General features: G+C 72.7%; 20 protein-coding genes. 13 read left to right on the top strand and 7 right to left on the bottom strand.

Annotated elements, in window-relative coordinates; translation table 11 throughout:
• Positions 1 to 3 precede the first annotated feature (3 nt).
• The 7 genes from ACH495_RS09900 to ACH495_RS09870 all read left to right on the top strand — a co-directional run bounded on the left by ACH495_RS09900 (position 4) and on the right by ACH495_RS09870 (position 7,053).
• Positions 4 to 312, top strand: coding sequence for a YbaB/EbfC family nucleoid-associated protein (locus tag ACH495_RS09900; protein ID WP_269694699.1), 309 nt, complete (start codon positions 4 to 6; stop codon positions 310 to 312).
• 8 nt (positions 313 to 320) lie between these two features.
• The gene (recR, locus tag ACH495_RS09895; RefSeq protein WP_013289050.1) at positions 321 to 914 is read left to right on the top strand and encodes a recombination mediator RecR; all 594 of its coding nucleotides are present in this window, start codon (positions 321 to 323) and stop codon (positions 912 to 914) included.
• A 184-nt stretch (positions 915 to 1,098) separates the two neighbouring features.
• Entirely contained in the window at positions 1,099 to 2,769 is a 1,671-nt protein-coding gene (locus tag ACH495_RS09890; RefSeq protein ID WP_396857293.1) for an ABC transporter substrate-binding protein, read from the top strand.
• Between the two features lie 103 nt (positions 2,770 to 2,872).
• Positions 2,873 to 3,880: an ABC transporter permease gene (locus ACH495_RS09885; RefSeq protein WP_396857292.1), complete on the top strand. Its 1,008-nt coding sequence runs from the start codon at positions 2,873 to 2,875 to the stop codon at positions 3,878 to 3,880.
• 95 nt (positions 3,881 to 3,975) lie between these two features.
• Entirely contained in the window at positions 3,976 to 4,917 is a 942-nt protein-coding gene (locus tag ACH495_RS09880; protein WP_396857351.1) for an ABC transporter permease, read from the top strand.
• A 43-nt stretch (positions 4,918 to 4,960) separates the two neighbouring features.
• A complete protein-coding gene (locus tag ACH495_RS09875; protein WP_281934235.1) occupies positions 4,961 to 5,947 on the top strand; it encodes an ABC transporter ATP-binding protein in 987 nt (328 codons plus the stop codon).
• Positions 5,944 to 7,053 carry an ABC transporter ATP-binding protein gene (locus ACH495_RS09870; RefSeq protein ID WP_396857291.1) on the top strand — a complete coding sequence of 370 codons (1,110 nt, stop codon included), beginning with the start codon at positions 5,944 to 5,946 and terminating at the stop codon, positions 7,051 to 7,053. The genes ACH495_RS09875 and ACH495_RS09870 overlap by 4 nt, the downstream gene beginning before the upstream one ends.
• Before the next feature lie 46 nt (positions 7,054 to 7,099).
• Here the strand turns inward: ACH495_RS09870 and ACH495_RS09865 are convergent, their stop codons facing one another.
• Both ACH495_RS09865 and ACH495_RS09860 read right to left on the bottom strand, forming a co-directional pair.
• A complete protein-coding gene (locus ACH495_RS09865; protein ID WP_396857290.1) occupies positions 7,100 to 7,561 on the bottom strand; it encodes a hypothetical protein in 462 nt (153 codons plus the stop codon).
• Positions 7,543 to 8,202, bottom strand: a complete 660-nt coding sequence (locus ACH495_RS09860) for an HNH endonuclease family protein (RefSeq protein ID WP_396857289.1) — start codon at positions 8,200 to 8,202, stop codon at positions 7,543 to 7,545. Before ACH495_RS09860 ends, ACH495_RS09865 begins: the two co-directional genes overlap by 19 nt.
• 108 nt (positions 8,203 to 8,310) lie before the next feature.
• Here ACH495_RS09860 and ACH495_RS09855 point away from each other — a divergent pair, with 108 nt between their 5' ends.
• The gene (locus ACH495_RS09855; RefSeq protein WP_396857288.1) at positions 8,311 to 9,747 is read left to right on the top strand and encodes an MFS transporter; all 1,437 of its coding nucleotides are present in this window, start codon (positions 8,311 to 8,313) and stop codon (positions 9,745 to 9,747) included.
• A gap of 116 nt (positions 9,748 to 9,863) precedes the next feature.
• Here the strand turns inward: ACH495_RS09855 and leuA are convergent, their stop codons facing one another.
• Together leuA and ACH495_RS09845 are read right to left on the bottom strand one after the other, a co-directional pair.
• On the bottom strand, positions 9,864 to 11,600 hold the full coding sequence (gene leuA / locus ACH495_RS09850) for a 2-isopropylmalate synthase (protein WP_396857287.1): 1,737 nt from the start codon (positions 11,598 to 11,600) through the stop codon (positions 9,864 to 9,866).
• A gap of 238 nt (positions 11,601 to 11,838) precedes the next feature.
• Complete coding sequence (locus ACH495_RS09845) at positions 11,839 to 13,113, bottom strand: MFS transporter (RefSeq protein WP_396857286.1); 1,275 nt, start codon at positions 13,111 to 13,113, stop codon at positions 11,839 to 11,841.
• Between the two features lie 72 nt (positions 13,114 to 13,185).
• Between ACH495_RS09845 and ACH495_RS09840 the strand changes: the two genes are divergently transcribed.
• On the top strand, positions 13,186 to 14,178 hold the full coding sequence (locus tag ACH495_RS09840; RefSeq protein WP_396857285.1) for an ArsR family transcriptional regulator: 993 nt from the start codon (positions 13,186 to 13,188) through the stop codon (positions 14,176 to 14,178).
• Positions 14,179 to 14,259: 81 nt separating this feature from the next.
• Here ACH495_RS09840 and ACH495_RS09835 read toward each other — a convergent pair whose 3' ends face one another.
• Both ACH495_RS09835 and ACH495_RS09830 read right to left on the bottom strand, forming a co-directional pair.
• Positions 14,260 to 14,790 carry a nitroreductase family protein gene (locus ACH495_RS09835; RefSeq protein ID WP_396857284.1) on the bottom strand — a complete coding sequence of 177 codons (531 nt, stop codon included), beginning with the start codon at positions 14,788 to 14,790 and terminating at the stop codon, positions 14,260 to 14,262.
• Between the two features lie 83 nt (positions 14,791 to 14,873).
• Complete coding sequence (locus tag ACH495_RS09830) at positions 14,874 to 15,638, bottom strand: hypothetical protein (protein WP_396857283.1); 765 nt, start codon at positions 15,636 to 15,638, stop codon at positions 14,874 to 14,876.
• Positions 15,639 to 15,878: 240 nt separating this feature from the next.
• On the opposite strand from ACH495_RS09830, the gene ACH495_RS09825 reads away from it, so the two are divergent.
• Together ACH495_RS09825 and ACH495_RS09820 are read left to right on the top strand one after the other, a co-directional pair.
• Positions 15,879 to 17,144, top strand: coding sequence for an aspartate kinase (locus ACH495_RS09825; protein WP_396857282.1), 1,266 nt, complete (start codon positions 15,879 to 15,881; stop codon positions 17,142 to 17,144).
• Between the two features lie 5 nt (positions 17,145 to 17,149).
• Positions 17,150 to 18,208: an aspartate-semialdehyde dehydrogenase gene (locus ACH495_RS09820; RefSeq protein WP_396857281.1), complete on the top strand. Its 1,059-nt coding sequence runs from the start codon at positions 17,150 to 17,152 to the stop codon at positions 18,206 to 18,208.
• Between the two features lie 362 nt (positions 18,209 to 18,570).
• Here ACH495_RS09820 and ACH495_RS09815 read toward each other — a convergent pair whose 3' ends face one another.
• A complete protein-coding gene (locus tag ACH495_RS09815; protein WP_396857280.1) occupies positions 18,571 to 20,022 on the bottom strand; it encodes a diguanylate cyclase domain-containing protein in 1,452 nt (483 codons plus the stop codon).
• Between the two features lie 163 nt (positions 20,023 to 20,185).
• On the opposite strand from ACH495_RS09815, the gene ACH495_RS09810 reads away from it, so the two are divergent.
• On the top strand, positions 20,186 to 20,965 hold the full coding sequence (locus ACH495_RS09810) for a metallophosphoesterase (RefSeq protein WP_396857279.1): 780 nt from the start codon (positions 20,186 to 20,188) through the stop codon (positions 20,963 to 20,965).
• Positions 20,953 to 21,759, top strand: coding sequence for a histone deacetylase (locus ACH495_RS09805; protein ID WP_396857278.1), 807 nt, complete (start codon positions 20,953 to 20,955; stop codon positions 21,757 to 21,759). Before ACH495_RS09810 ends, ACH495_RS09805 begins: the two co-directional genes overlap by 13 nt.
• Positions 21,760 to 21,776 lie beyond the last annotated feature (17 nt).

Below are 21,776 nucleotides of genomic sequence, written 5' to 3'. Positions count from 1 at the left end.
AACATGCAGCAGATGCTGAAGCAGGCGCAGAAGATGCAGCAGCAGATCGCCAACGCCCAGGCCGAGCTGGCCGAGGCGGAGCTGACCGGCACCGCCGGCGGCGGCCTGGTCACCGCCACCGTCGCCGGCACCGGCGAGCTGAAGGCGATCAAGATCGACCCGAAGGCGGTCGACCCGGAGGACGTGGAGACGCTGGAGGACCTGGTCGTCGCCGCCGTGCACAACGCCGCCGAGGCGGCCCGGGAGCTGACCGAGAAGAAGATGGGCCCGGTCGCGGGCGGGATGGGCGGCCTCGGCCTGCCCGGGTTCTGAGCCGACAGATGTATGAAGGCGCCATCCAGGATCTGATCGACGAGTTGGGCCGGCTGCCGGGCGTGGGCCCGAAGAGCGCCCAGCGGATCGCGTTCCACGTCCTGTCGGCGGATCCGGCCGACGTCAACCGGCTGGCCGGCGCGCTGCGCAAGGTCAAGGACCTGGTCCGGTTCTGCACGACCTGTTACAACGTGGCCGAGTCCGAGCAGTGCCGGATCTGCCGCGATCCTCGGCGTACCGATGAGGTGCTCTGCGTGGTCGAGGAGCCGAAGGACGTGGTGGCGATCGAGCGGACCGGCGAGTTCCGCGGGCGCTACCACGTGCTCGGCGGCGCGATCAATCCGCTGGAGGGCATCGGCCCGGACAACCTGCGGATCCGGGAGCTGATGACCCGGCTGGGCGGCGGTGAGGTCCGCGAGCTGATCCTCGCCACCGACCCGAACACCGAGGGCGAGGCGACGGCGACCTATCTCGCGCTGATGGTCAAGCCGATGGGGATCGCGGTGACCCGGTTGGCCAGCGGCCTGCCGGTCGGCGGCGACCTGGAGTACGCCGACGAGATCACGCTGGGCCGCGCCTTCGAGGGGCGCCGGGCGGTCTGAGTTCCCGGCCCGGTGGTGGGCGGTGTGCCCACCACCGGGCCGTGGTGTGAGGCGGCCTCGGAAGGTGTCGGCTTGATAGCGATTACCCTTCGCCCGTTCCTCTTCTGTGTGACATGCCATAACCTCCCGCTCACGGACTGAGTCACAGCTCGGCGTGGACACATGTGCATGACAGAGGTGAGAGATGCAGGCGAGCAGGCTGAAAACGGCCATGGCCCTCGCGGCCGCGGCCGCCCTGGCGGTCGGTGCGTCCGGTTGCGCCAAGAGCGACCGAGACGACGAGGGTGGGGGCGCCAAGAGCGGCGGCACCTTCGTCTTCGCCGGCGCCGGGGACCCGAAGAACTTCGACCCGATCTTCAACGACGACGGTGAGTCGTTCCGGCCGATCCGCCAGATGTACGACACCCTCGTGCAGAACAAGCCCGGCACCGCCGAGCTGCAGGGTGCCCTGGCGGAGAGTTGGGAGCACGACCCGGACGGCAAGGTGTGGACCTTCAAGCTCCGCAAGGGCGTGAAGTTCCACGACGGCACCGACTTCAACGCCGCCGCGGTCTGCTTCAACTTCGACCGCTGGTTCAACATGAAGGGCGCCGCCGCCCAGTCGCAGATGATCTACTACTCGGACACGTTCGGCGGCTTCGCCAAGAACGAGGCCGAGGGCGTCGGCCAGCCGGTCTACAACAAGTGCGAGGCGAAGGACGACGGCACCGCCGTCGTCACGATGAACCAGTACAAGGGCGCCTTCCCGGGTGCCTTCGCGCTGACCGCGCTCTCCATCGCCAGCCCCGAGGCGCTGAAGAAGTACGACGCCGACACGGTGAAGCAGAACGGCGACTCGTTCGAGTACAGCGCGTTCGCCAACGAGCACCCGGTGGGCACCGGCCCGTTCAAGTTCGCGGGCTGGGACAAGACCAAGGGTGAGATCACCCTGGAGCGCAACGCCGACTACTGGGGCGAGAAGGCCAAGGTCGACAAGCTCGTCCTCAAGATCATCAAGGACGAGAACACCCGGAAGCAGGAGCTGCGCGCCGGCACCGTCCAGGGCATCGACTTCCCGGCCCCGGCCGACCGGAAGGCGCTGGCCGGTGAGGGCTACCAGGTTCTCGACCGCCCCGCGTTCAACATCCTCTACCTCGGCATCAACCAGAAGAACCCGAAGCTGAAGGACCTGCGGGTCCGGCAGGCGATCGCCTACGCGCTCAACCGCCAGCAGCTCGTCCAGACCAAGGGCCCGGGTGGCACCAAGGTCGCCGACGAGTTCATGCCGGACACGGTGCTCGGCTACGCCCCGGACGTGCAGAAGTACGACTACAACCCGGAGAAGGCCAAGCAGCTGCTCAAGGAGGCGGGCGCGGAGAAGTTGACGCTCAACTTCTACTACCCCACCGACGTGTCCCGGCCGTACATGCCGAACCCGCAGGAGATCTTCACCGTGCTGGCCAACGACCTGAAGGCCGTGGGCATCACGGTCAACGGGGTGGCCCGCCCGTGGAACGGCGGCTACAAGGACGACGTGCAGCAGTTCGGCAAGCACGACCTGCACCTGCTGGGCTGGACCGGGGACTACAACGACCCGGGCAACTTCGTCGGCACCTTCTTCGGCCGCGAGAAGGTCGAGTTCGGGGACCAGGGCATGACCGAGATGTTCGAGGCCATCGCCAAGGCGGACGGCACGGTCGACGAGGCCGGCAAGAAGGCCGCCTGGGAGCAGGTCAACCGTGACATCGCCACCAAGTGGCTGCCGGCCGTGCCGGTCTGGCACGCCCCGCCGGCCATCGTGGTCACCAAGGACGTCAAGGGTCTCGTCGCCAGCCCGCTGACCGACGAGCGGTTCAACACCGTCAGCGTCGGCTGAGGCGGCTCCACCGCTGACGCCACACGCGGAATCGGCCCGGGCCGGGCTCTCGCTCCCGGCCCGGGCCGACCCGCTGTTCAACCGAGAATCTGGTGTGTGAGAGATGTTGCGAGTCATAGTTCGCCGCCTGCTCCAGCTGGTGGTGACCCTGATAGGGCTGTCCGCGCTGGTCTTCGTCTGGCTGCGGAACCTGCCCGGCGGCCCGATCGAGGCGCTGCTCGGTGAGCGGGCCACGCCGGAGCGGCGCGCGCTGCTGGTCAAGGCGCTCGGCTACGACCAGCCGATCCTGGTCCAGTACGCGAAGTTCATGCAGCGGCTGCTGACCGGCGACTTCGGCAACTCGATCCGGAGCGGCGACCCGGTCACCGAGGTGATCGGCCGCGCGTTCCCGGCGACCGTCGAGCTGGCCGCCGCCGCGATGATCATCGCGATCGGGCTCGGTGTGCCGCTCGGCTACCTGGCCGCCCGGCACCGCGGCCGGCTGCTCGACAACCTGAGCATCGGCGGCACCCTGCTCGGCATCTCGATCCCGATCTTCTTCCTGGGCTACCTGCTCAAGGACGTGTTCACCCAGAACATGCACCTGTTCCCGCCGTCCGGCCGGATCAGCACCGGGATGGACAACACCGACATCACCGGTTTCTTCGTGCTGGACGGGCTGCTCACCCGGGAGTTCGACGCCACCGGCGACGCGCTGTGGCACCTGATCCTCCCGGCGGTCACGCTGGCCACCATCCCGCTCGCGGTCGTCGTCCGGATCACCCGGGCCAGCGTGCTCGACGTCCTCAACGAGGACTTCGTCCGCACCGCCGAGGCGAAGGGGCTGCGGCACAAGACCATCCGGGGCCGGCACATCCTGCGCAACGCGCTGCTGCCGGTGGTCACCACCATCGGCCTGCAGACCGGTGCGCTGCTCTCCGGGGCCGTGCTCACCGAGCGGGTCTACAACTGGGGCGGCCTCGGCACGCTGATCTACGACTCGATCAGCGGCGGTCGCGACTACCCGGTGCTCCAGGCGCTGATCCTGCTGGCCGCGCTGGTCTTCGTGCTGGTCAACCTCCTGGTCGACCTCTCCTACGCCTTCATCGACCCGAGGGTGCGTGTGCGATGAGCGATCCGATCACCCGCCCCACCGTGGGGGCCCCGCGTGAAAGCGTGGACCCGTCGGCCGTCACCGAGAAGCCCGAGGGCACCCTGCCCCGGGGCCTGGACCGGCTCGGCGAGCGCAAGCGCGCCCGGCTGGAGCAGTTGGCCCAGGCCACCGCCGACAAGGGCGGGGTGAGCCTGGTCCGGGACGCGTTCCGCCGGTTGCGGCGCAACCCGACCGCGATGGTCGGCGCGGCCATCGTGGCGATCTTCGTGCTGGTCGCGCTCTTCGCCCCGCTGCTGGCCCCGCACGACCCGGCGCAGCGCTTCGACGAGCTGACCCGCAACCTGACCGTGGACAACATCCCCGGCGCCAGCAGCGAGTTCCCGCTCGGCTCCGACCCGCTCGGCCGGGACTTCCTGTCCCGGATGATCCACGGCAGCCGCCAGACACTGTTCGTCGGCGTGCTCGCCACGCTGATCGGGCTGGCCCTGGGCGTACTGGTGGGCGCGCTCGCCGGCGCGTTCGGCGGCTGGGTCGACAACATCCTGATGCGCTTCACCGACGTGATGCTGGCGCTGCCGGCGCTGCTGCTGGCGATCAGCCTGGTGGCCCTGGCCAGCCGGTCCAGCCAGTGGACGGTCATCCTCGCGGTGGCCATCGTGAACGTGCCGATCTTCGCCCGGCTGCTGCGCGGTTCGATGCTCGCCCAGCGGGAGAGCGACCACGTGCTGGCCGCCCGCGCGCTCGGCGTCAAGCGGGGGGCGATCGTGCTGCGGCACATGCTGCCCAACGCGATGACCGCGGTGATCGTGCAGGCGACGTTGACGCTCTCCACCGCGATCCTGGAGGCCGCGTCGCTCTCCTTCCTCGGCCTCGGTGACCCCGACATCAACCGCGCCGAGTGGGGGCTGATGCTCGGCGTGGACGGTCAGCGGTACTTCGAGGTCCGCCCGGAGCTGGCCTACTTCCCGGCCGCCGCGATCATCGTGGTCGCGCTCGGCTTCACCCTGCTGGGCGAGGGCATGCGCGAGGCGATCGACCCGAAGAGCCGGCGGTGAGCGCGGTGTGGACCAACGACCAGCACGGTGAGGACGTGACCCGATGAGCCTGCTCGACGTACGCGACCTGAGCGTCGTGTTCCAGCGCAAGGGTGAGCGGCCGTTCACCGCGGTCGACGAGGTCAGCTTCAGCGTGGAGCCGGGGCAGACGGTCGGCCTGGTCGGTGAGTCCGGCTGCGGCAAGAGCGTCACCAGCCTGGCGATCATGGGCTTGTTGCCGAAACGCGGCAACAAGGTCACCGGCGAGGTGAACTTCGACGGCGCCGACCTGCTGAAGCTGCGCCCGGAGGACCTGCGGGACCGGCGCGGCCGGGACATCGGCATGATCTTCCAGGACCCGCTCTCCTCGCTGAACCCGGTCATCCCGATCGGCACCCAGGTGGCCGAGGTGCTCGAACGGCACCGGGGCATGGACCGCAAGGTGGCGCTGAAGGAGGCCCGGGAGCTGCTCGACGCGGTCGGCATCCCGGACCCGACCCGGCGGTTGAAGGAGTACCCGCACCAGATCTCCGGCGGCATGCGGCAACGCGCGCTGATCGCCATCGCGCTGGCCTGCAAGCCGCGGCTGCTGATCGCCGACGAGCCGACCACCGCGCTGGACGTGACGATCCAGGCGCAGATCCTCACGCTGCTCAAGCAGCTCGTCGACGAGACCGGCACCGCGCTGATCATGATCACGCACGACCTGGGCGTGGTGGCCGGGCTCTGCGACACGGTCAACGTGCTCTACGGCGGCAAGATCGTGGAGCGGGCGGCCCGGCACGAACTGTTCGCCCGGCCCCGGCACCCGTACACGCACGGGCTGCTCAACTCCGTGCCGAGGCTCGACTCGCCGCGCGGTGAGCGGCTGCACGCCATCCGCGGCTCGGTGGCCGACAACATCCCGTGGGCGGAGGGCTGCGCGTTCGCCCCCCGGTGCGACAACGTGGTGGACGCCTGCCTGGACGGGCCGCCCCCGCTGGAGCCCACCGCGAACGGCGGCGACCTGCGCTGCAACAACCCCGTTTCCGAGGAGGTGGCGGTCCCGTGACCGAGTCGACCGAGCGGACGACCGAACCCCTGATCGAACTGCGCGACGTCAAGGTCCACTTCCCGATCAAGAGCGGCGTGCTCGTCGACCGGACCATCGGGCACGTCTACGCCGTCGACGGCGTCTCGCTCACCATCAACAAGGGTGAGACGTACGGGCTGGTGGGCGAGTCGGGCTGCGGCAAGTCCACGCTCGGCCGGGGCCTGCTGCGGCTGGTCGAACCGACCGCCGGGGAGATCGTCTTCGACGGCACCGACCTGCGCTCGCTCAAGGCCGAGCCGATGCGCCGGATCCGCCGCCGTATCCAGATGATCTTCCAGGACCCGCTGTCCAGCCTCGACCCCCGGCAGTCGGTGGAATCGCTGCTGGTCGAGGGCCTCAAGGCGCACGGCCTGGCGAAGGACAAGGCGGCCGTCGACAAGCGGCTCCGGGACGCGCTCGCCGCGGTCGGCCTGCCCGCGTCCGCGCTCAGCAAGTATCCGCACGAGTTCTCCGGCGGCCAGCGCCAGCGCATCGGCATCGCCCGCGCGCTGGTGCTCGAACCGGACCTGATCGTCGCCGACGAGCCGGTGTCCGCGCTGGATGTGTCGATCCAGGCCCAGGTGCTCAACCTGCTCGACGAGTTGCAGGAGGAGCGCGGCCTCACGTACCTGATCATCGCGCACGACCTGGCGGTGGTCCGGCACATCGCCGACACGGTCGGGGTGATGTACCTCGGTGGCCTGGTCGAGGAGGCGTCCAGCGACGACCTCTACCGGGAGCCGATGCACCCGTACACCCGGGCGCTCATGTCGGCGGTGCCGGTGCCCGACCCCCAGGTGGAGGACCGCCGCGAGCGGATCCTGCTCGCCGGCGACCTGCCGTCACCGGCGAACCCGCCGGCCGGCTGCCGGTTCCACACCCGCTGCCCGTGGGCCCAGCCCACCCGCTGCGCCGACGAGCGGCCCGCGCTGCGCGAGGTGCTCGACGGGCACCGGGTCGCCTGCCACTACGCCGAGGACATCGCGGCCGGCCGGATCCGGCCGCACGAGGTGGAGCCGGAGCTGGTCCGCCCGGACGACGGCGCGGCGCCGGGCGAGACCGGCGAACTCATCCCGACCCCGTGACACCGACGCGTCGGCCCCCGCCCGGGGGCCGACGCGTCCACCCGGCTCAGCCCTCGGGGCGGTTCAGCAGGCCCACCGCGACCGTGTGCACCGCGTCCAGCCCGGCCGGGTCGGCCAGCGGCGCCGAGCCACCGGTGACCGCGTACCACTCGTCGGCGTCCTTGTACTGCACCCGCAGCGTCACCCGGCCGTCGGCGTGCTCGCTCCGCAACGTCAGCTCCCCGGTCACCACGCCCACCTCGTCGGTCATCACCCCACCCGGACCGGCGGTGATGTCGGCGGTCCGGCTCGCCGGGCCGGTCGGCGCACCCGGTGCGGCGTCGGCGGACATGCCCGCCCCGGAGACGTCGGCGGGCGCGGCCTGCTGGCCGTCCGCGGTCATCCCGGCCGAGGCCGGACCGGTCGGGGTCGGGTCGGTGCCGGCCGCCGCGGCGTCGTCGCCGGTGGCGTCCGGCGTGCTCCCCGGGGCCGGTGTGCCATCCGCCCCGGTCACGGCTTGCTCGCCCATGTGCAACCCTCCAGCATGTCGGTGAGGGCGGCCTTCTCGGCACTGGTCACCGTCAGCCGCCAGTAGTGCTTGACCGTCACCCAGTCCGCCGCGTACTGGCACCAGTACGACCGGTTCGCCGGCTTCCACTGGGACGGGTCCTGGTCACCCTTTGCCCGGTTGGAGCGGAGAGAAACCGCGATGAGCTGCGGCCGGGTCTGGTCGTTGGCGAAGTCGCCGCGCTTCGAGTCGTCCCACTCGTCCGCGCCGGAGCGCCAGGCGTTGGCCAGCGGCACGGTGTGGTCGATGTCCACGTCCGACGGGTCGGTCAGCTCCACCCCGTCGTAGACGCTCTCCCATCGCCCACCGACCACGTTGCAGCCGGAGAGCTTGATCCCCTCACCGTCCTTCTGGAGGATGCTGTCCCGCACGTCGCAGTTCTTGCCGGTGTCCCGCCAGTGCGGGAACCGGGAGCGGCTGTAGCCCTTCATCGACCCGGCGGCGGCCACGGTCAGCTCGCCGAGCTGCTTGTTCACGTTCCCGGCAGCGCTCGGCGGCGCATCCGGCTCGGTGACCTGGCCATCACAGCCGGCCACGCCGAGGGCGAGCACCGCGGTGAGCGCGGCGGCCAGCCCGGCTTGGACTCCTGATCTCGTACGCACAGACGACACCTCTCCAGCTTGCGGGCTCCGGGCGAGTCCGCACAGTACCCGGCGGCGGTTTCCGTGATTCGTGGCGTGGGCGGAAGATCACGGGCAGAGTGGATGGACGTGACCGCTCCCGCTCCCGCACTGCGTACCGGCTCCGCCGCCGGACGCGGCACGCTGCTCGCCGCGATCCTCGCCTCCGGCATGGTCTTCCTGGACAGCACCGTGGTCAACGTGGCGCTGCCGCGCCTCGGCGCCGAACTGAAGGCCACCGTGGCCGGTCTGCAATGGACCGTGAACGGCTACCTGCTGATGCTCGCCGCGTTCGTGCTGCTCGGCGGCGCGCTCGGCGACCGGTTCGGCAGGCGGCGGATCTTCCTGCTCGGCGTGGTCTGGTTCGCGGCGGCGTCGGTGCTCTGCGGGCTGGCCCAGGGCACCGGCTGGCTCATCGCCGCCCGCTTCCTCCAGGGCGCCGGCGGGGCGCTGCTCACCCCCGGCTCGCTCTCCGTGCTCCAGGCCAGCTTCCACCCCGACGACCGGGGCCGGGCGATCGGCACCTGGTCCGGCCTCTCCGGCGTGTCCACCGCGCTCGGGCCGCTGGTCGGCGGTTGGCTGATCGACGCGCTCTCCTGGCGGTGGATCTTCTTCGTGAACCTGCCGCTGGCCGTGGGCGTGGTGCTCGCCACGATGCGCTGGGTGCCGGAGAGCCGGGACGAGGCGGTCTCGCGTACCGGTGGGCACGGCGGGTTCGACGTGGCCGGCGCGTTGCTCGGCGCGCTGGCGCTCGGCGGCGTCACTTACGCGTTGATCGACGCCCCGGCGCGGGGCGCCTCCCCGGCGGTGCTGGCCGCGGCGCTGGTCGGGCTGGCCGCCGTGGCGGTCTTCGTGCTGGTCGAGCGGCGGCGCGGGGATACCGCGATGCTGCCCACCGGGCTGTTCTCCAGCCGGCTCTTCTCGGTGCTCAACGTGTTCACCGTGGTGGTGTACGCGGCGCTCGGCGGGTTCACCTTCTTCCTCGCCGTCTACCTGCAGAACGTGGTCGGCTGGTCGGCGCTGCTCACCGGCCTGGCCACGGTGCCGATGACGCTGCTGCTGCTGGTCGGCTCGCCCCGGGCCGGCGCGCTCTCCGCCCGGATCGGCCCCCGGCTGCCGCTCACCGTCGGCCCGGTGGTCGCCGCCGCCGGCCTGCTGCTGCTGCGCCGCGTCGGGCCGGGCGCGTCCTACTGGGTGGACGTGCTGCCCGGTGTGGCGCTGTTCGGCGCCGGCCTGACGCTCGTGGTCGCGCCGCTGACCACGTCGGTGCTGGGCGCCGTTGCGGACCGGTTCGCCGGGGTGGCGAGCGGCTTCAACAACGCCGCCTCCCGGGCCGGCGGCCTGCTCGCGGTGGCCGCGCTGCCGCTGCTGGTCGGCCTGTCCGGCACCGGGTACGAGCAGAAGGGCGCGCTGGCCGACGCGTACCGGGGGGCGTTGGCGTGGTGCGCGGGGCTGCTGCTCGTCGGCGCCCTGCTGGCCGCCGTGCTCATCCACCGCCCGCGGGGGCAAGGCGGGGGCCCTTCTTAACGCATTCGGTAGAGGCGGGGCCCCTTATTAACACCGCAGGGCTCGCGCCGAGGACGCATGTTAAGCGGGGCCCCTTCCTATGCGTTAAGCGTTAAGAAGGGGCCCCGCCTTGCACGTCAGCGGGTGCGGTTGACGGCGCTGGTGACCGCCTTGATCGAGGCGGTGACGATGTTGGCGTCCACCCCGACGCCCCACACCGTGCGCCCGTCCACCTCGCACTCCACGTACGCGGCGGCCTGCGCGTCACCGCCGGAGGCGAGCGCGTGCTCGTGGTAGTCGAGCACCCGTACCGTCACGCCCAGCGACTGCAACGCGTTGACGTACGCGTCGATCGGGCCGTTGCCGACCGCGGTGAGCGCGTGGGTCCCGCCGTCGAAGCCGACCCGGGCGTCGATCTCGACCTTGCCGTCGACGGTGCCGATGGTGTAGCCGGCCAGCGTGACCGCCGGGTCGACCTGGTGGTCGACCAGGTAGTTGCGGGCGAAGATCTCCCACATGGTGCCCGGCTCGACCTCGCCGCCGTCGTGGTCGGTGACGGCCTGCACCACGCCGGAGAACTCGATCTGGAGGCGGCGGGGCAGGTCGAGCTGGTGCTCGGACTTCATGATGTACGCGACGCCGCCCTTGCCGGACTGCGAGTTGACCCGGATGACCGCCTCGTAGGTGCGGCCCAGGTCCTTCGGGTCGATCGGCAGGTAGGGCACCGCCCAGGTGAACTCGTCGACCGGCACGCCGGCCGCCGTGGCGTCGGCGTGCAGCGCGGCGAAGCCCTTGTTGATGGCGTCCTGGTGGGAGCCGGAGAACGCGGTGTAGACCAGGTCGCCCGCGTACGGGTGGCGCTCGTGCACCGGGAGCTGGTTGCAGTATTCGACGGCGCGCCGGATCTCGTCGATGTTCGAGAAGTCGATCATCGGGTCGATGCCCTGGGAGAACAGGTTCAGGCCCAGCGTCACCAGGTCCACGTTGCCGGTGCGCTCGCCGTTGCCGAACAGGCAGCCCTCGATCCGGTCGGCGCCGGCCAGCAGGCCCAGCTCGGCGGCGGCCACGCCGGTGCCCCGGTCGTTGTGCGGGTGCAGGCTCAGCGAGAGGCTGTCCCGCCGGGGCAGGTGCCGGTGCATCCACTCGATCGAGTCGGCGTAGACGTTCGGCATCGCCATCTCGACAGTGGCCGGCAGGTTGACGATCAGTTTCCGGTCCGGGGTCGGGTCGACCACCTCGATCACCGCCGCGCAGACCTCCAGCGCGTACTCCAGCTCGGTGCCGGTGTAGGACTCCGGCGAGTACTCGTAGTGGATGTCGGTGTCCGGGGTGTGGATCTCCGCGTACTTCTGGCAGAGGCGGGCACCCTGGGTGGCGATGTCGGTGATGCCGTCACGGTCCAGGCCGAAGACCACCCGGCGCTGGAGCGTCGAGGTGGAGTTGTAGAAGTGCACGATGGCCCGGCGCGCGCCGCGCAGCGACTCGAAGGTGCGCTCGATCAGGTGCTCCCGGCACTGGGTCAGCACCTGGATGGTGACGTCCTCCGGGATCAGATCCTGCTCGATGAGCTGGCGGACGAAGTCGTAGTCGGTCTGGCTGGCCGACGGGAAGCCGACCTCGATCTCCTTGTAGCCCATCTGCACCAGGAGCTGGAACATCCGGCGCTTGCGCTCGGGCGACATCGGGTCGATCAGCGCCTGGTTGCCGTCGCGGAGGTCGACGGCGCACCAGCGGGGCGCGGCCTCGACGCGGCGGGTCGGCCAGGCGCGGTCCGGCAGTTCGACCCGGAACTGCCTGTCGTACGGGAGGTAACGGTGCACCGGCATGCGGCTGGGGCGCTGCTGGGCGAACGGGTCGGTGACAGGTTGAGCCATCTCGGAGTGCTCCCTGGGAACATGTGGCGTCAGCAGATCGGAAGGTGTCGGCGAGGTGCCGGGCGACGGTGCGCGGCGGTGCCGAGAGGAAGTTCGGATGTGCTGGACGGCGCGGTTCAACTCCGCGACGAGGTGCCGGCCGGTCAGGCCTCGTCGCGGCAGCCAAGGAGAAGGTACGCCTGCCACATGACAGGGTTACCCTACGTGGTGGGACGGACGGTGGGAAGGCCGGTCCGGACTATGGGACCGGAGTCACCGCTTCGGTGGACTCGGGCGTCGCGCCCAGCCGGGGCGTCCGCTCCGCCCAGGCCACCGCCGGCACGATCGCGAGCCCGACCAGCACGAAGATCGCCGCCGCCGGGTACCAGCCCCAGCCGCCGGTGCTCACGCCGAGCGCGGTCAGCCCGGCCGGGGCGATCAGGAACTGCAACTGCGAGCCGAGCGCGAACGCGCCGACGTACGCGCCGCGTTGGGCGGCGGGCGGCAGCGTGGCGGTCAGCCCCCAGGTGCCCGCCGACTCGATCAGCTCGGCCACGATGAGCAACGTCGCGGCGGCCACCAGCGCCGCCACGGTGAGCCAGCCCCGGGTCTGTCCCGAGATCGGCAGGACCACACAGAACAGGGCGATCAGCACGGCGCCCCGGCGGGACGCCCGGGCGGCGCCCGGCGCGGTGTCCGCGCCCCGGCTGGCCCGCACCTGGAGCAGCACGACCAGGACGGTGTTGAGCAGCACCAGCGCGGCGATGAGCGTCTTCGGCGCGTCGGTGCGGGTGAGGATCCACAGCGGCATCACGGTCAGGTAGAGCGTCTGGTGCGCGGTGAGCATCCCGGAGAGCAGCGTGACCGCCAGGAACGGGCGGTCCCGCAGCACCGCGAGCCGGCTCATCGGCTCGGCCGGCCGGGCCACCTCCGGCAGTCGGGGCAGCCGGCGCACGAAGCCGGCGGTCACCAGGTAGACCGCCGCGATGAAGAAGACCATGCCCCGGTACGCCCAGATCGTGTCCACGGCCAGCACCAGGCCGCTGATCAGCGCGCCCAGCCCGAAGCCGACGTTGAGCGAGGACCGCTGGTAGGCCATCGCGGTGACCCGTTCCTCCGGGCGCAGCGCGTTGATCGAGTAGACCTGGCGGGCGGTGCCGGTGGCGGCGCCGGTCGTGGCCAGCGCGAGCACCACGGCGAGGAACCCGGCGAAGCCACCGACGAACGGGTACGTCGCGAACAGCGCCGCGTCGAGCAGCAGGCAGACGATCCACACCCGCTGCGGGCCGTACCGGTCGGTGAGCCCACCCAGCGGGACGGTGCCGAGCAGCGACGCCCCGGCGGCCAGCGACAGGCCGAGACCCACCTGGGCCGGGCTCAGCCCCAGCGCCCGGGTGAAGAAGACGGCGCTGCCGGCCTGGAACAGGCCGTGGCCGACGGCGAACACCATGGCCTGCACGGCCAGGGCGCGGGTCAGCCCGGCCGGCGGTACGACGTGTCGGACGGCGGTGCTGATGCTCTCCCTGGCCCCCATGGCCGGTGAGCAAACCGCGCCCCCCACGCTCCGGTCGAGCCCTTTAGTCTGGGCCGAATCCTGCGTCCGGGGGTGCGTGTGTCCGAGTTGCGGTTCACCCTGGCCGACGTCGCGGGCGTGCGGTTCGCCGTGTCGCCGGCCAACGAGACGGTCATGAGCATGTGGGCGCTGGCCGACCCGGTCCGCTACGCGGTGCACCTGCCCTGGATCGACCGGGCCCGGGTGACGCTGCGCCGCCCGGAGGTGGCCGTCCGGGTCCGCCCGCTGGTGGAGCTGGCCCGCCCGGGCCGCTGGCTGCCCGACTTCCTCACCCCGGCGGCCCGGCCCGACGCGGGGATGGCCGAGCAGCTCGACCAGATCGCGGCGACGCCGCCGGCCGTGGTGGTCCAGGACCTGCTGGCCACCATCCCGCGCCGCCCGTTGGGCCCGTTCGGTCAGGCGCTGCTCGCCGACCCGCGCGGGCTGCTGCCGCAGCTCGTGGACGCGGTACGGGTCTGGTACGACGAGGCGATCGCCCCGGACTGGCCGCGCTTGCGGGCGCTGCTCGACGCCGATGTGGCGTACCGGGCCGCCCGGCTCGTGGAGGGCGGCGCGGGCCGGTTGTTCGAGCAGCTCCACCCGAGCCTGCGCTGGCTCGGCGACCGGGTGGTCAGCGACGACCCGTTCGAGCGCGACTTCGACCTGCGAGGTCGGGGGCTGGCGTTGAACCCGAGCGTGTTCACCGACCGGCGGGTGCTGTGGAACCTGCTGGAGGATTCGCTGCCCGCCGGGGCGTACCCGGTCCGGGCGGTCGGGACGCTCTGGGCGCGCGCCCCGGCCCCGCCCGGTGACCCGCTGGTCCGGGTGGTCGGTGCCGGCCGGGCCACGCTGCTGCGCCTGCTCGACACGGCGGTGACCACCACCGACCTGGCCCGGCTCACCGGGATGTCGGCCGGGAACGTCTCCCAGCACCTGTCCGCGCTGCACGCCGCCGGGCTGGTGGCGCGCTTCCCGGCCGGGCGGCACGTGCTCTACCGCAACACCGAGGTCGGCGCCGTACTGCTCCGCGCCGCCGGGGGCGGGTGAGCCGACCGGCCCGGACCTGAGCGCGCCGCGCCGGGGCCGGCGTCGACCGGGTCGGTCCGACGTCGGCGTCGGTCGGCCGGCTCAGTGGAGCAGCAGGGCGGGGAGGGGCCGGCGGCGGCGGAGCGCGGTCTCCCGCGCGTACAGGTCCGGGGGGAGCGTGGCGGGGTCGCCGAGGCGGCCGACGGCGGCCACCACCAGCGGCCGGATGTCACCGGGGAGGTCCAGTTCGGCGGCGAGGCGGGGGCGGTCCAGGCGGGTGACCTGGCGTACGTGCAGGCCGAGCGCGGTGGCCTGCACGGTGAGGTGGGCGACCGCCTGGCCCAGGTCGTAGGCGCTCCGCTCCGGGTCGTCGCCGGCGTGCGCGGCGAGCAGCAGGGTGGCCGCATGCCGGGCCCAGCCCTGGTCGGCGTCGGGCAGGCCGACCAGGATCCGCTTCCACGTCTCGTCCTGCCGGTGGCCGAGCGCGAACCGCCACGGCTGGGCGTTGCCGGCGGACGGCGCCCAGCGGGCCGCCTCCAGCAGCGCGGCCACCTCGGGGGCGGTCAGCTCGGCATCGGGGTCGAACGCACGGGGGCTCCACCGGAACGCCAGCAGCGGGGTCAGGTCGGTCATGGCCACAGCGTCCCCGATGCCCGTTTTGTCGTCCGGGCCGGGGTGGAGCGATGTGGTCAACACCACCCGTAACGGACAAAGCGCTACGACGTTCCGGGTGTCGGCATGTCCCGGCTCACCGGCTCGCCGTCGGTCACCGCGCCGGCCAGCTCCACGGTCGCCGGTGCCGGGCCGGGCGAGCCGGTCAGCGTGAGGCTGCCCAGCGTGGCCCGGACCGCCAGCGGCGTGCCGTCCTCGCCGAAGCAGTAGACGCCCACGTCCAGCGGCGCGTTCAGCGAGGCCGAGGTCGAGTCGACCGCATAGCACCGGCCGGTGACGCCGGCCGGCGACTTGGCGGGCGAGACCGCCAACGGTGCCCGCCGGTCGGTGAGCACCTCCAGCCAGTCGGTGAACGGGTGCTGCACCCGGGGGTCCAGCCGGCGGGGCACCGCGTCGTCGGCGTCGCCGAGGCGTACGCAGCCGGCGGGTCGCGTCCAGCCGGCCGACGGCAGGGCGCACTGGAAGAGCCCGTCCGAGGTGGCGGCGAGCGAGACGTCGACCGTGCCGTCCCGCCCCCAGCCGGGCACGTCGACCCGCCAACTCCCGTCGTTCCCGCTGGTCACCGTCACCGTGCGGGAGGGGCCGCCGGGAGGCGCGAACGCGTACGTGGCGGTGAGGTGCCGGTCCTGCGCGGCGGCGGCCAACCCGGCCAACTCGTCGCGGGCGGCGTCGACCTGCACCGGCACCGGATCGGCGGTGCCGGCCGGCGCGGACCCCGACGGGTCGGCGACGCAGGCGGCCAGCAGCGCCGGCAGGGTGAGCGCGAGTACGCCGGACAGCCGGCGGGCCGCGCGTCGATGAGCGTGCACCGGGTCATTCTGCGGTGCGACAGTGGCTCCGGTCAGCCCACCGTACGGCTGTACCGCTTGGCGTGTCGCGTGACGCCCGGGGCTGGTGAGCCGCCCCACGCCGGGCCGGATGGTGGGATCACCCGACCCGGCGGTGTGGCCCGCCCGATACCCTGAGGCTGTCTGACACGCGCCGCCGGACCCTTCAGACCCGGCGGCGTCGGCACGCTCAGGGTCGTCACCGGGAGGGAGTGCGCCGTCGTGGCACTCGTGGTGCAGAAATACGGCGGGTCCTCCGTCGCCAACGCCGAGCGGATCAAGCGGGTGGCCGAGCGCATCGTGGCGGCCCGCAAGGCGGGCGACGACGTGGTCGTGGTGGTCTCCGCCATGGGCGACACCACCGACGAGCTGCTCGACCTGGCCAACCAGGTCAGCCCGCTGCCGCCCGGCCGCGAGCTGGACATGCTGCTCACCGCCGGGGAGCGGATCTCCATGGCGCTGCTCGCCATGGCCATCCACAACCTGGGGTACGAAGCCCGCTCGTTCACCGGTTCCCAGGCCGGCGTGATCACCACCTCGGTGCACGGCCGGGCCCGGATCATCGACGTGACGCCGGGGCGGCTCAAGGGCGCGCTGGACGAGGGCGCGGTGGTGATCGTCGCCGGCTTCCAGGGCGTCTCGCAGGACACCAAGGACGTCACCACGTTGGGCCGGGGCGGCTCGGACACCACCGCGGTGGCGCTCGCCGCCGCGCTCCACGCGGACGTCTGCGAGATCTACACCGACGTGGACGGCATCTTCTCCGCCGACCCGCGCATCGTGCCGAACGCCCGGCACATCAGGCACATCACCTACGAGGAGATGCTGGAGCTGGCCGCCTGCGGCGCGAAGGTGCTGCACCTGCGCAGCGTCGAGTACGCCCGGCGCGCGGGGTTGCCGATCCACGTCCGTTCGTCATACTCGACCAACACCGGCACCATGGTCACCGGATCGATGGAGGACCTTCCCGTGGAACAGGCACTGATCACCGGGGTCGCCCACGACCGCAGCGAGGCGAAGATCACCATCGTCGGGGTGCCCGACGAGCCGGGTGCCGCCGCGCGGATCTTCGACACCGTGGCCGGTGCCGAGATCAACATCGACATGATCGTGCAGAACGTCTCCACCGAGGGCACCGGCCGCACCGACATCTCGTTCACGCTGCCCAAGGCCGACGGCCCGACCGCGATGGCCGCGCTCAGCAAGATCCAGGAGCCGGTCAAGTTCAAGGGCCTGCTCTACGACGACCACGTCGGCAAGGTGTCCCTGATCGGTGCCGGCATGCGTTCCCACCCGGGCGTCGCCGCCGGCTTCTTCGCCGCGCTCGGCACCGCCGGCGTGAACATCGAAATGATCTCCACGTCCGAGATCCGGGTCTCCGTGGTCTGCCGGGACACCGACCTCGACAAGGCGGTCAAGGCCATCCACGACGCCTTCGAGCTGGGTGGTGACACCGAAGCCGTCGTCTACGCCGGCACCGGGCGGTAGCGCGGATGCCGTCGCTGCCCACCCTTGCCGTGGTCGGGGCGACCGGTGCCGTCGGCACGGTGATGTGCCAGCTCCTCTCCTCCCGCCGCAACGTGTGGGGCGAGATCCGGCTGCTCGCCTCCGAGCGTTCGGTCGGCCGCCGGGTGCCGTGCCGGGGCGAGGAGCTGACCGTCCGGGCGCTCACCGCCGACGCGTTCGACGGCGTCGACGTGGCGATGTTCGACCTGCCCGACGACGTCTCGGCCGAGTGGGCGCCGATCGCGGTGTCCCGGGGCGCCGTGGTGGTGGACAACTCCGGCGCGTTCCGGATGGACCGGGACGTGCCCCTGGTGGTCCCCGAGATCAACCCCGAGCAGGTACGCAACCGGCCCAAGGGCATCATCGCCAACGCCAACTGCACCACCCTGGCGATGATCGTGGCGATCGCCCCGCTGCACCGCGAGTACGGCCTGCGCGAGTTGGTCCTCGCCTCCTACCAGTCGGCCTCCGGGGCGGGGCAGACCGGGGTGGACGCCCTGCACCTCCAGCTCGCCAAGATCGCCGGCGACCGGGCGCTCGGCTCCCGTGCCGGCGACGTGCGACAGGCGGTCGGCGAGGAACTGGGCCCGTTCCCGGCCCCGCTCGCGCTCAACGTGGTGCCCTGGGCCGGCGCGCTGGCCGACGGCGGCTGGTCCTCCGAGGAGCTGAAACTCCGCAACGAGTCGCGCAAGATCCTCGGACTGCCCGACCTGAAGGTCTCCGCGACCTGCGTACGGGTGCCGGTGGTGACCGGCCACTCGGTCGCCGTGCACGCGGTCTTCGCCACCGAGGTCGACGCCGAGGGCGCCCGCGAGGCACTGCGCAACGCGCCGGGCGTGATCCTGGTCGACGACCCGGCCGCCGGGGAGTTCCCGATGCCGATCGACGCGGTCGGCACCGACCCGTCCTGGGTGGGCCGCATCCGCCGCGCGGTGGACGACCCGCGCGCGCTGGACCTGTTCGTGACCGGCGACAACCTCCGCAAGGGCGCCGCCCTCAACACCGCCCAGATCGCCGAACTCCTGGCCAAGCAACTGACCCACTGACCCCCTGCCACCTCGCGCACCGCGTGCGCGCCCCGCGCCTCGTGTGCGCCCCGCGCCTCGTGTGCGCCCCGCGCGCCCCGCGCGCCTCGTGTACGCCCCGCGCCCCCCGCGCGCCTCGTGCGCCCCCCCGATTCACGGAAAGAGTGGCTATGGGGGCCCGAATAGCCACTCTTTCCGTGAAACAGGGCGCGGGCGCGGGAGGGGGAGGGCGCGGGGCGGGAGGACGCGGGGGCGGGAGGACGCGGGGGCGGGAGGACGCGGGGGGCGGGGGAGGGAGGGCGCGGGAGGGGGAGGGCGCGGGAGGGGGAGGATGCGGGAGGGGGAGGATGCGGGGGCGGGAGGGCGCGGGGGAGGGGGAGGGGTCAGGCGGCGGAGAGGTGGACGCCGTCCCGGCCGTGCCGCTTGACCGCGTAGAGGGCCTGGTCGGCGCGGTGCAGCGTACGCTCCGGGGGCTCGTCGGGACGGGGCAGCGCGATGCCGACGCTGATCGTCCGGCCGGTGCGGCGGGCCGCCTCGGTGAGCCGTTCGGCGATCCGGACCGCCTCCTGCGGGTGGCTCACCTCGATCACCGCGACGAACTCGTCGCCACCGGTCCGGTACAGCTCGTCGCCCTGCCGCAGCGCGCCCTCCAGCGCCCGGGCCAGCCCCACCAGCAGCCGGTCGCCGGCCTGGTGGCCGTACGTGTCGTTGACGTCCTTGAACCCGTCCACGTCGATGGCCAGCAGCGCGGTACGTCCCGGCGTGGCGGTGGCGATCCGCTGCCCGAACGGCCCGGTGTGCCGCAGCCCGGTGAGCGGGTCCGAGCTGGCCTGCTCGCGGAGCCGCGCCAGCGTCCGTAGCCGGTCGAGACAGGTCCACGCCTGCCCGGCCAGCAGCTCGATCAGGTTGACAGTGGTCGGGTCGGGTCGCAGCGACAGTTCGTCGGCGACCAGCAGCACGCCGCCGCTCGACGGCGCGCCGACCGGCACCGCCACCAGCGTGCGCGCCCCGGCCCGGGTCAGCGGCAGGTACTCCTCGGTCGGCGGGTGCCCCGCCTCGCCCAGCGTGTACGCCGAGCCGTACCGGTGGGCGCGGTCGATCATCCGGTCGAGCGTGGCCGGGCCGGCCTCGGCCAGTTCGGCCCGGATGCGGGCCTCCAGTTCGCCCGGGGTGTCGGTGGGCGCGCCGAGGCGGGGCCCGTCCCGACCGGTGAGCACCAGCACGGCGGCCGAGAGCGCGGAGACGTCCCGGGCCGCGGCGATGGCGGCGGTCATCAGGTCCCAGTCGGTTCCGGCGGTGGTGAACGCGGCGGCGTGCCGGAGCAGCTTCTCGCTGCGGCTCTCGGCCGGCGGGCCGCCGAGCGCCGCGATCCGGGCGCCGAGCCGGTCGGCCAGCCGCTCGGCGGTCTCCCGCCAGGGCGCCAGCGTCACCGGCCCGCTCCACTGGAGATCGAGCACGCCGATCGGCCGGCCGGCCGGGTCGCGTACCGGGACGCAGAGTTCGGCGGTGACGTCCGGGCGGACCGGCAGGTAGTCGGGGTCGGCGGCGACGTCGGGCACGGCGGCCGTCTCGCCGGAGGCGTAGACCCGCCGCACCACCGACGGTTCGGGCCGGTGCCGGGCCGCCCCGTCGACGGTCGCCGGGACGTGGGAGAAGACCTGCCAGGCACCGGTGGCCGCGACGCACCGGAGGCGGTCGTGGACGCGCAGCAGGATGGTGGCGGTGGCCGGGGTGTGCCGGGCCAGCGCGGCGACGGTCCACTGGCACGCCTCCGGCACGGTCGACGCCGTGGGAAGGCGCACCGTGACGTCGCGGAGGACTCGCTCGTGATCCACGTCGTTCCTGCTCGGAGGGGGTCGGGTCGCGATCAAGCGTACTCAGCGGGACCGCTCTCGACCTTCGTACACATGTGCTATCCACAGGCTGTGGACGCGGCCTGTGGGTAACGCGCGGGCCGGCGCGGCGGTAGCGTGAGGGTCCCGGCCCGAGGAGGCGCCGATGCTCATCGCCCAGCTCAGCGATCCGCACGTGACCACCGGCCCGCTCGCCGCCGCGCCGGCGGCCGGCCTGCACCGGGCGCTCGGCGCGGCGCTCGCCCTGCGCCCCCGGCCCGACTGCGTGGTGATCACCGGTGACCTCACCGGTAGCGGCCGGCCGGACGAATACCTCGCCCTCCGGGAGATCGTCGGGCGGTTCCCGCTGCCGGTCCACCTGGCCGCCGGCAACCACGACGACCGCGAGTCGCTGCTCGACACGTTCGGCGGGACCCCCTACCTGGCCGGCGGATTCTCCGCGCACTACCACGTCGACCACCCGGACGCGACGCTCGTGGTGCTCGACTCGCTCACCCCGGGCGGCTCCGGCGGTCGGCTCGGCGACGAGCAGCTCGACTGGCTCGACGGTGTGCTCGCCGGCCGGCCGGAGGCGCCCGCCGTCGTGTGTCTGCACCATCCGCCGGTCGCGGTGGGCGTCCCGGCCGCCGACGCCATCGGGCTCGCCGACGCCGACGCGCTCGCCGCCGTGATCGCCCGACACCCCCACGTCGTACGCGTCGCCGCGGGCCACCTGCACCGCCAGGTGACCAGCGCGTTCGCCGGTACGGTGCTGACCTGCGCGCCGAGCACCTGGATCCAGTCGAGCCTGACCATGACCGACGAGGACGAGATCGGCTGGGTCGCCGAGCCGACCGCGTTCCTGCTGCACCGGGTGGCCGACGGCGGCTGCGTCACGCACACCGTCCAGGTCAGCCACGCCGCCGGCCGGACGTGCGGCTTCTGACCGCTCCGGTGCCCCTGCTCTGGTACGTCGCGTACGGCTCCAACCTGCACGCCGCCCGCCTCGACTGGTATCTGCGCGGCGGGCGTCCACCGGGCGGGCTGCGCACGTACCCGGGTTGTCGGGACTGCCGACCACCGCACCGGACGGTCCCGGCGCTGATCCCCGGCGGCGTCTACTTCGCCGGCGAGTCCCGGGCCTGGACCGGCGGCATGGCGTTCTACGACCCGGAGCTGCCCGGCCGGGCGGCGGTCCGCGGCTACCTGGTCACGGTCGAGCAGTTCGCCGACATCGCCGCCCAGGAGATGTACCGGCCGCCCGGCGCGGACCTGGCCGGGATCCGGGCGGCGGTCGCGACCGGCCGGGCCACGCTCGGTCCGGGCCGCTACGAGACGCTGCTCCGGGTCGGTGAGCGCGACGGCCGGCCGATGCTGACCTTCACCGCCCCGCACCGCGCGGTGGAGGTGCCCTGGACCCGGCCGGCGCCGGTCTATCTGGGCATGGTGGCCCGGGGACTGCGGGAGGCGCACGGCTGGGGCGTCGCGCGCACCGTCGATTATCTGGCCGGGCGGCCGGGGGTCGCCGGGCGGTGGACCCGGGCGGCGCTCCGGACGTTGGTCGGCACCGCCCACGCCGCGGCCCCGAACCCGCCCTCCGGCGCTCCGGTCGAGTTCGGACAGTCCGCTCTGGCCGCCGGACCGGTGGACATGAACGGCCGTTCGGTTGGCGACGGGTGGCCCGCCGGGAGTTTTTCCGGTCAGGAAGGTTGCCAGAGCAAGGTTTTCGGCGTGACATGAGCGGCGGCGCCGGCTCC

The sequence above is a fragment of the Micromonospora sp. NPDC018662 genome, from assembly GCF_044391475.1.
GTDB lineage: Bacteria > Actinomycetota > Actinomycetes > Mycobacteriales > Micromonosporaceae > Micromonospora.
Note: the sequence above shows the minus strand (reverse complement) of the source record. Positions and strands in the feature narration are given on the sequence as shown.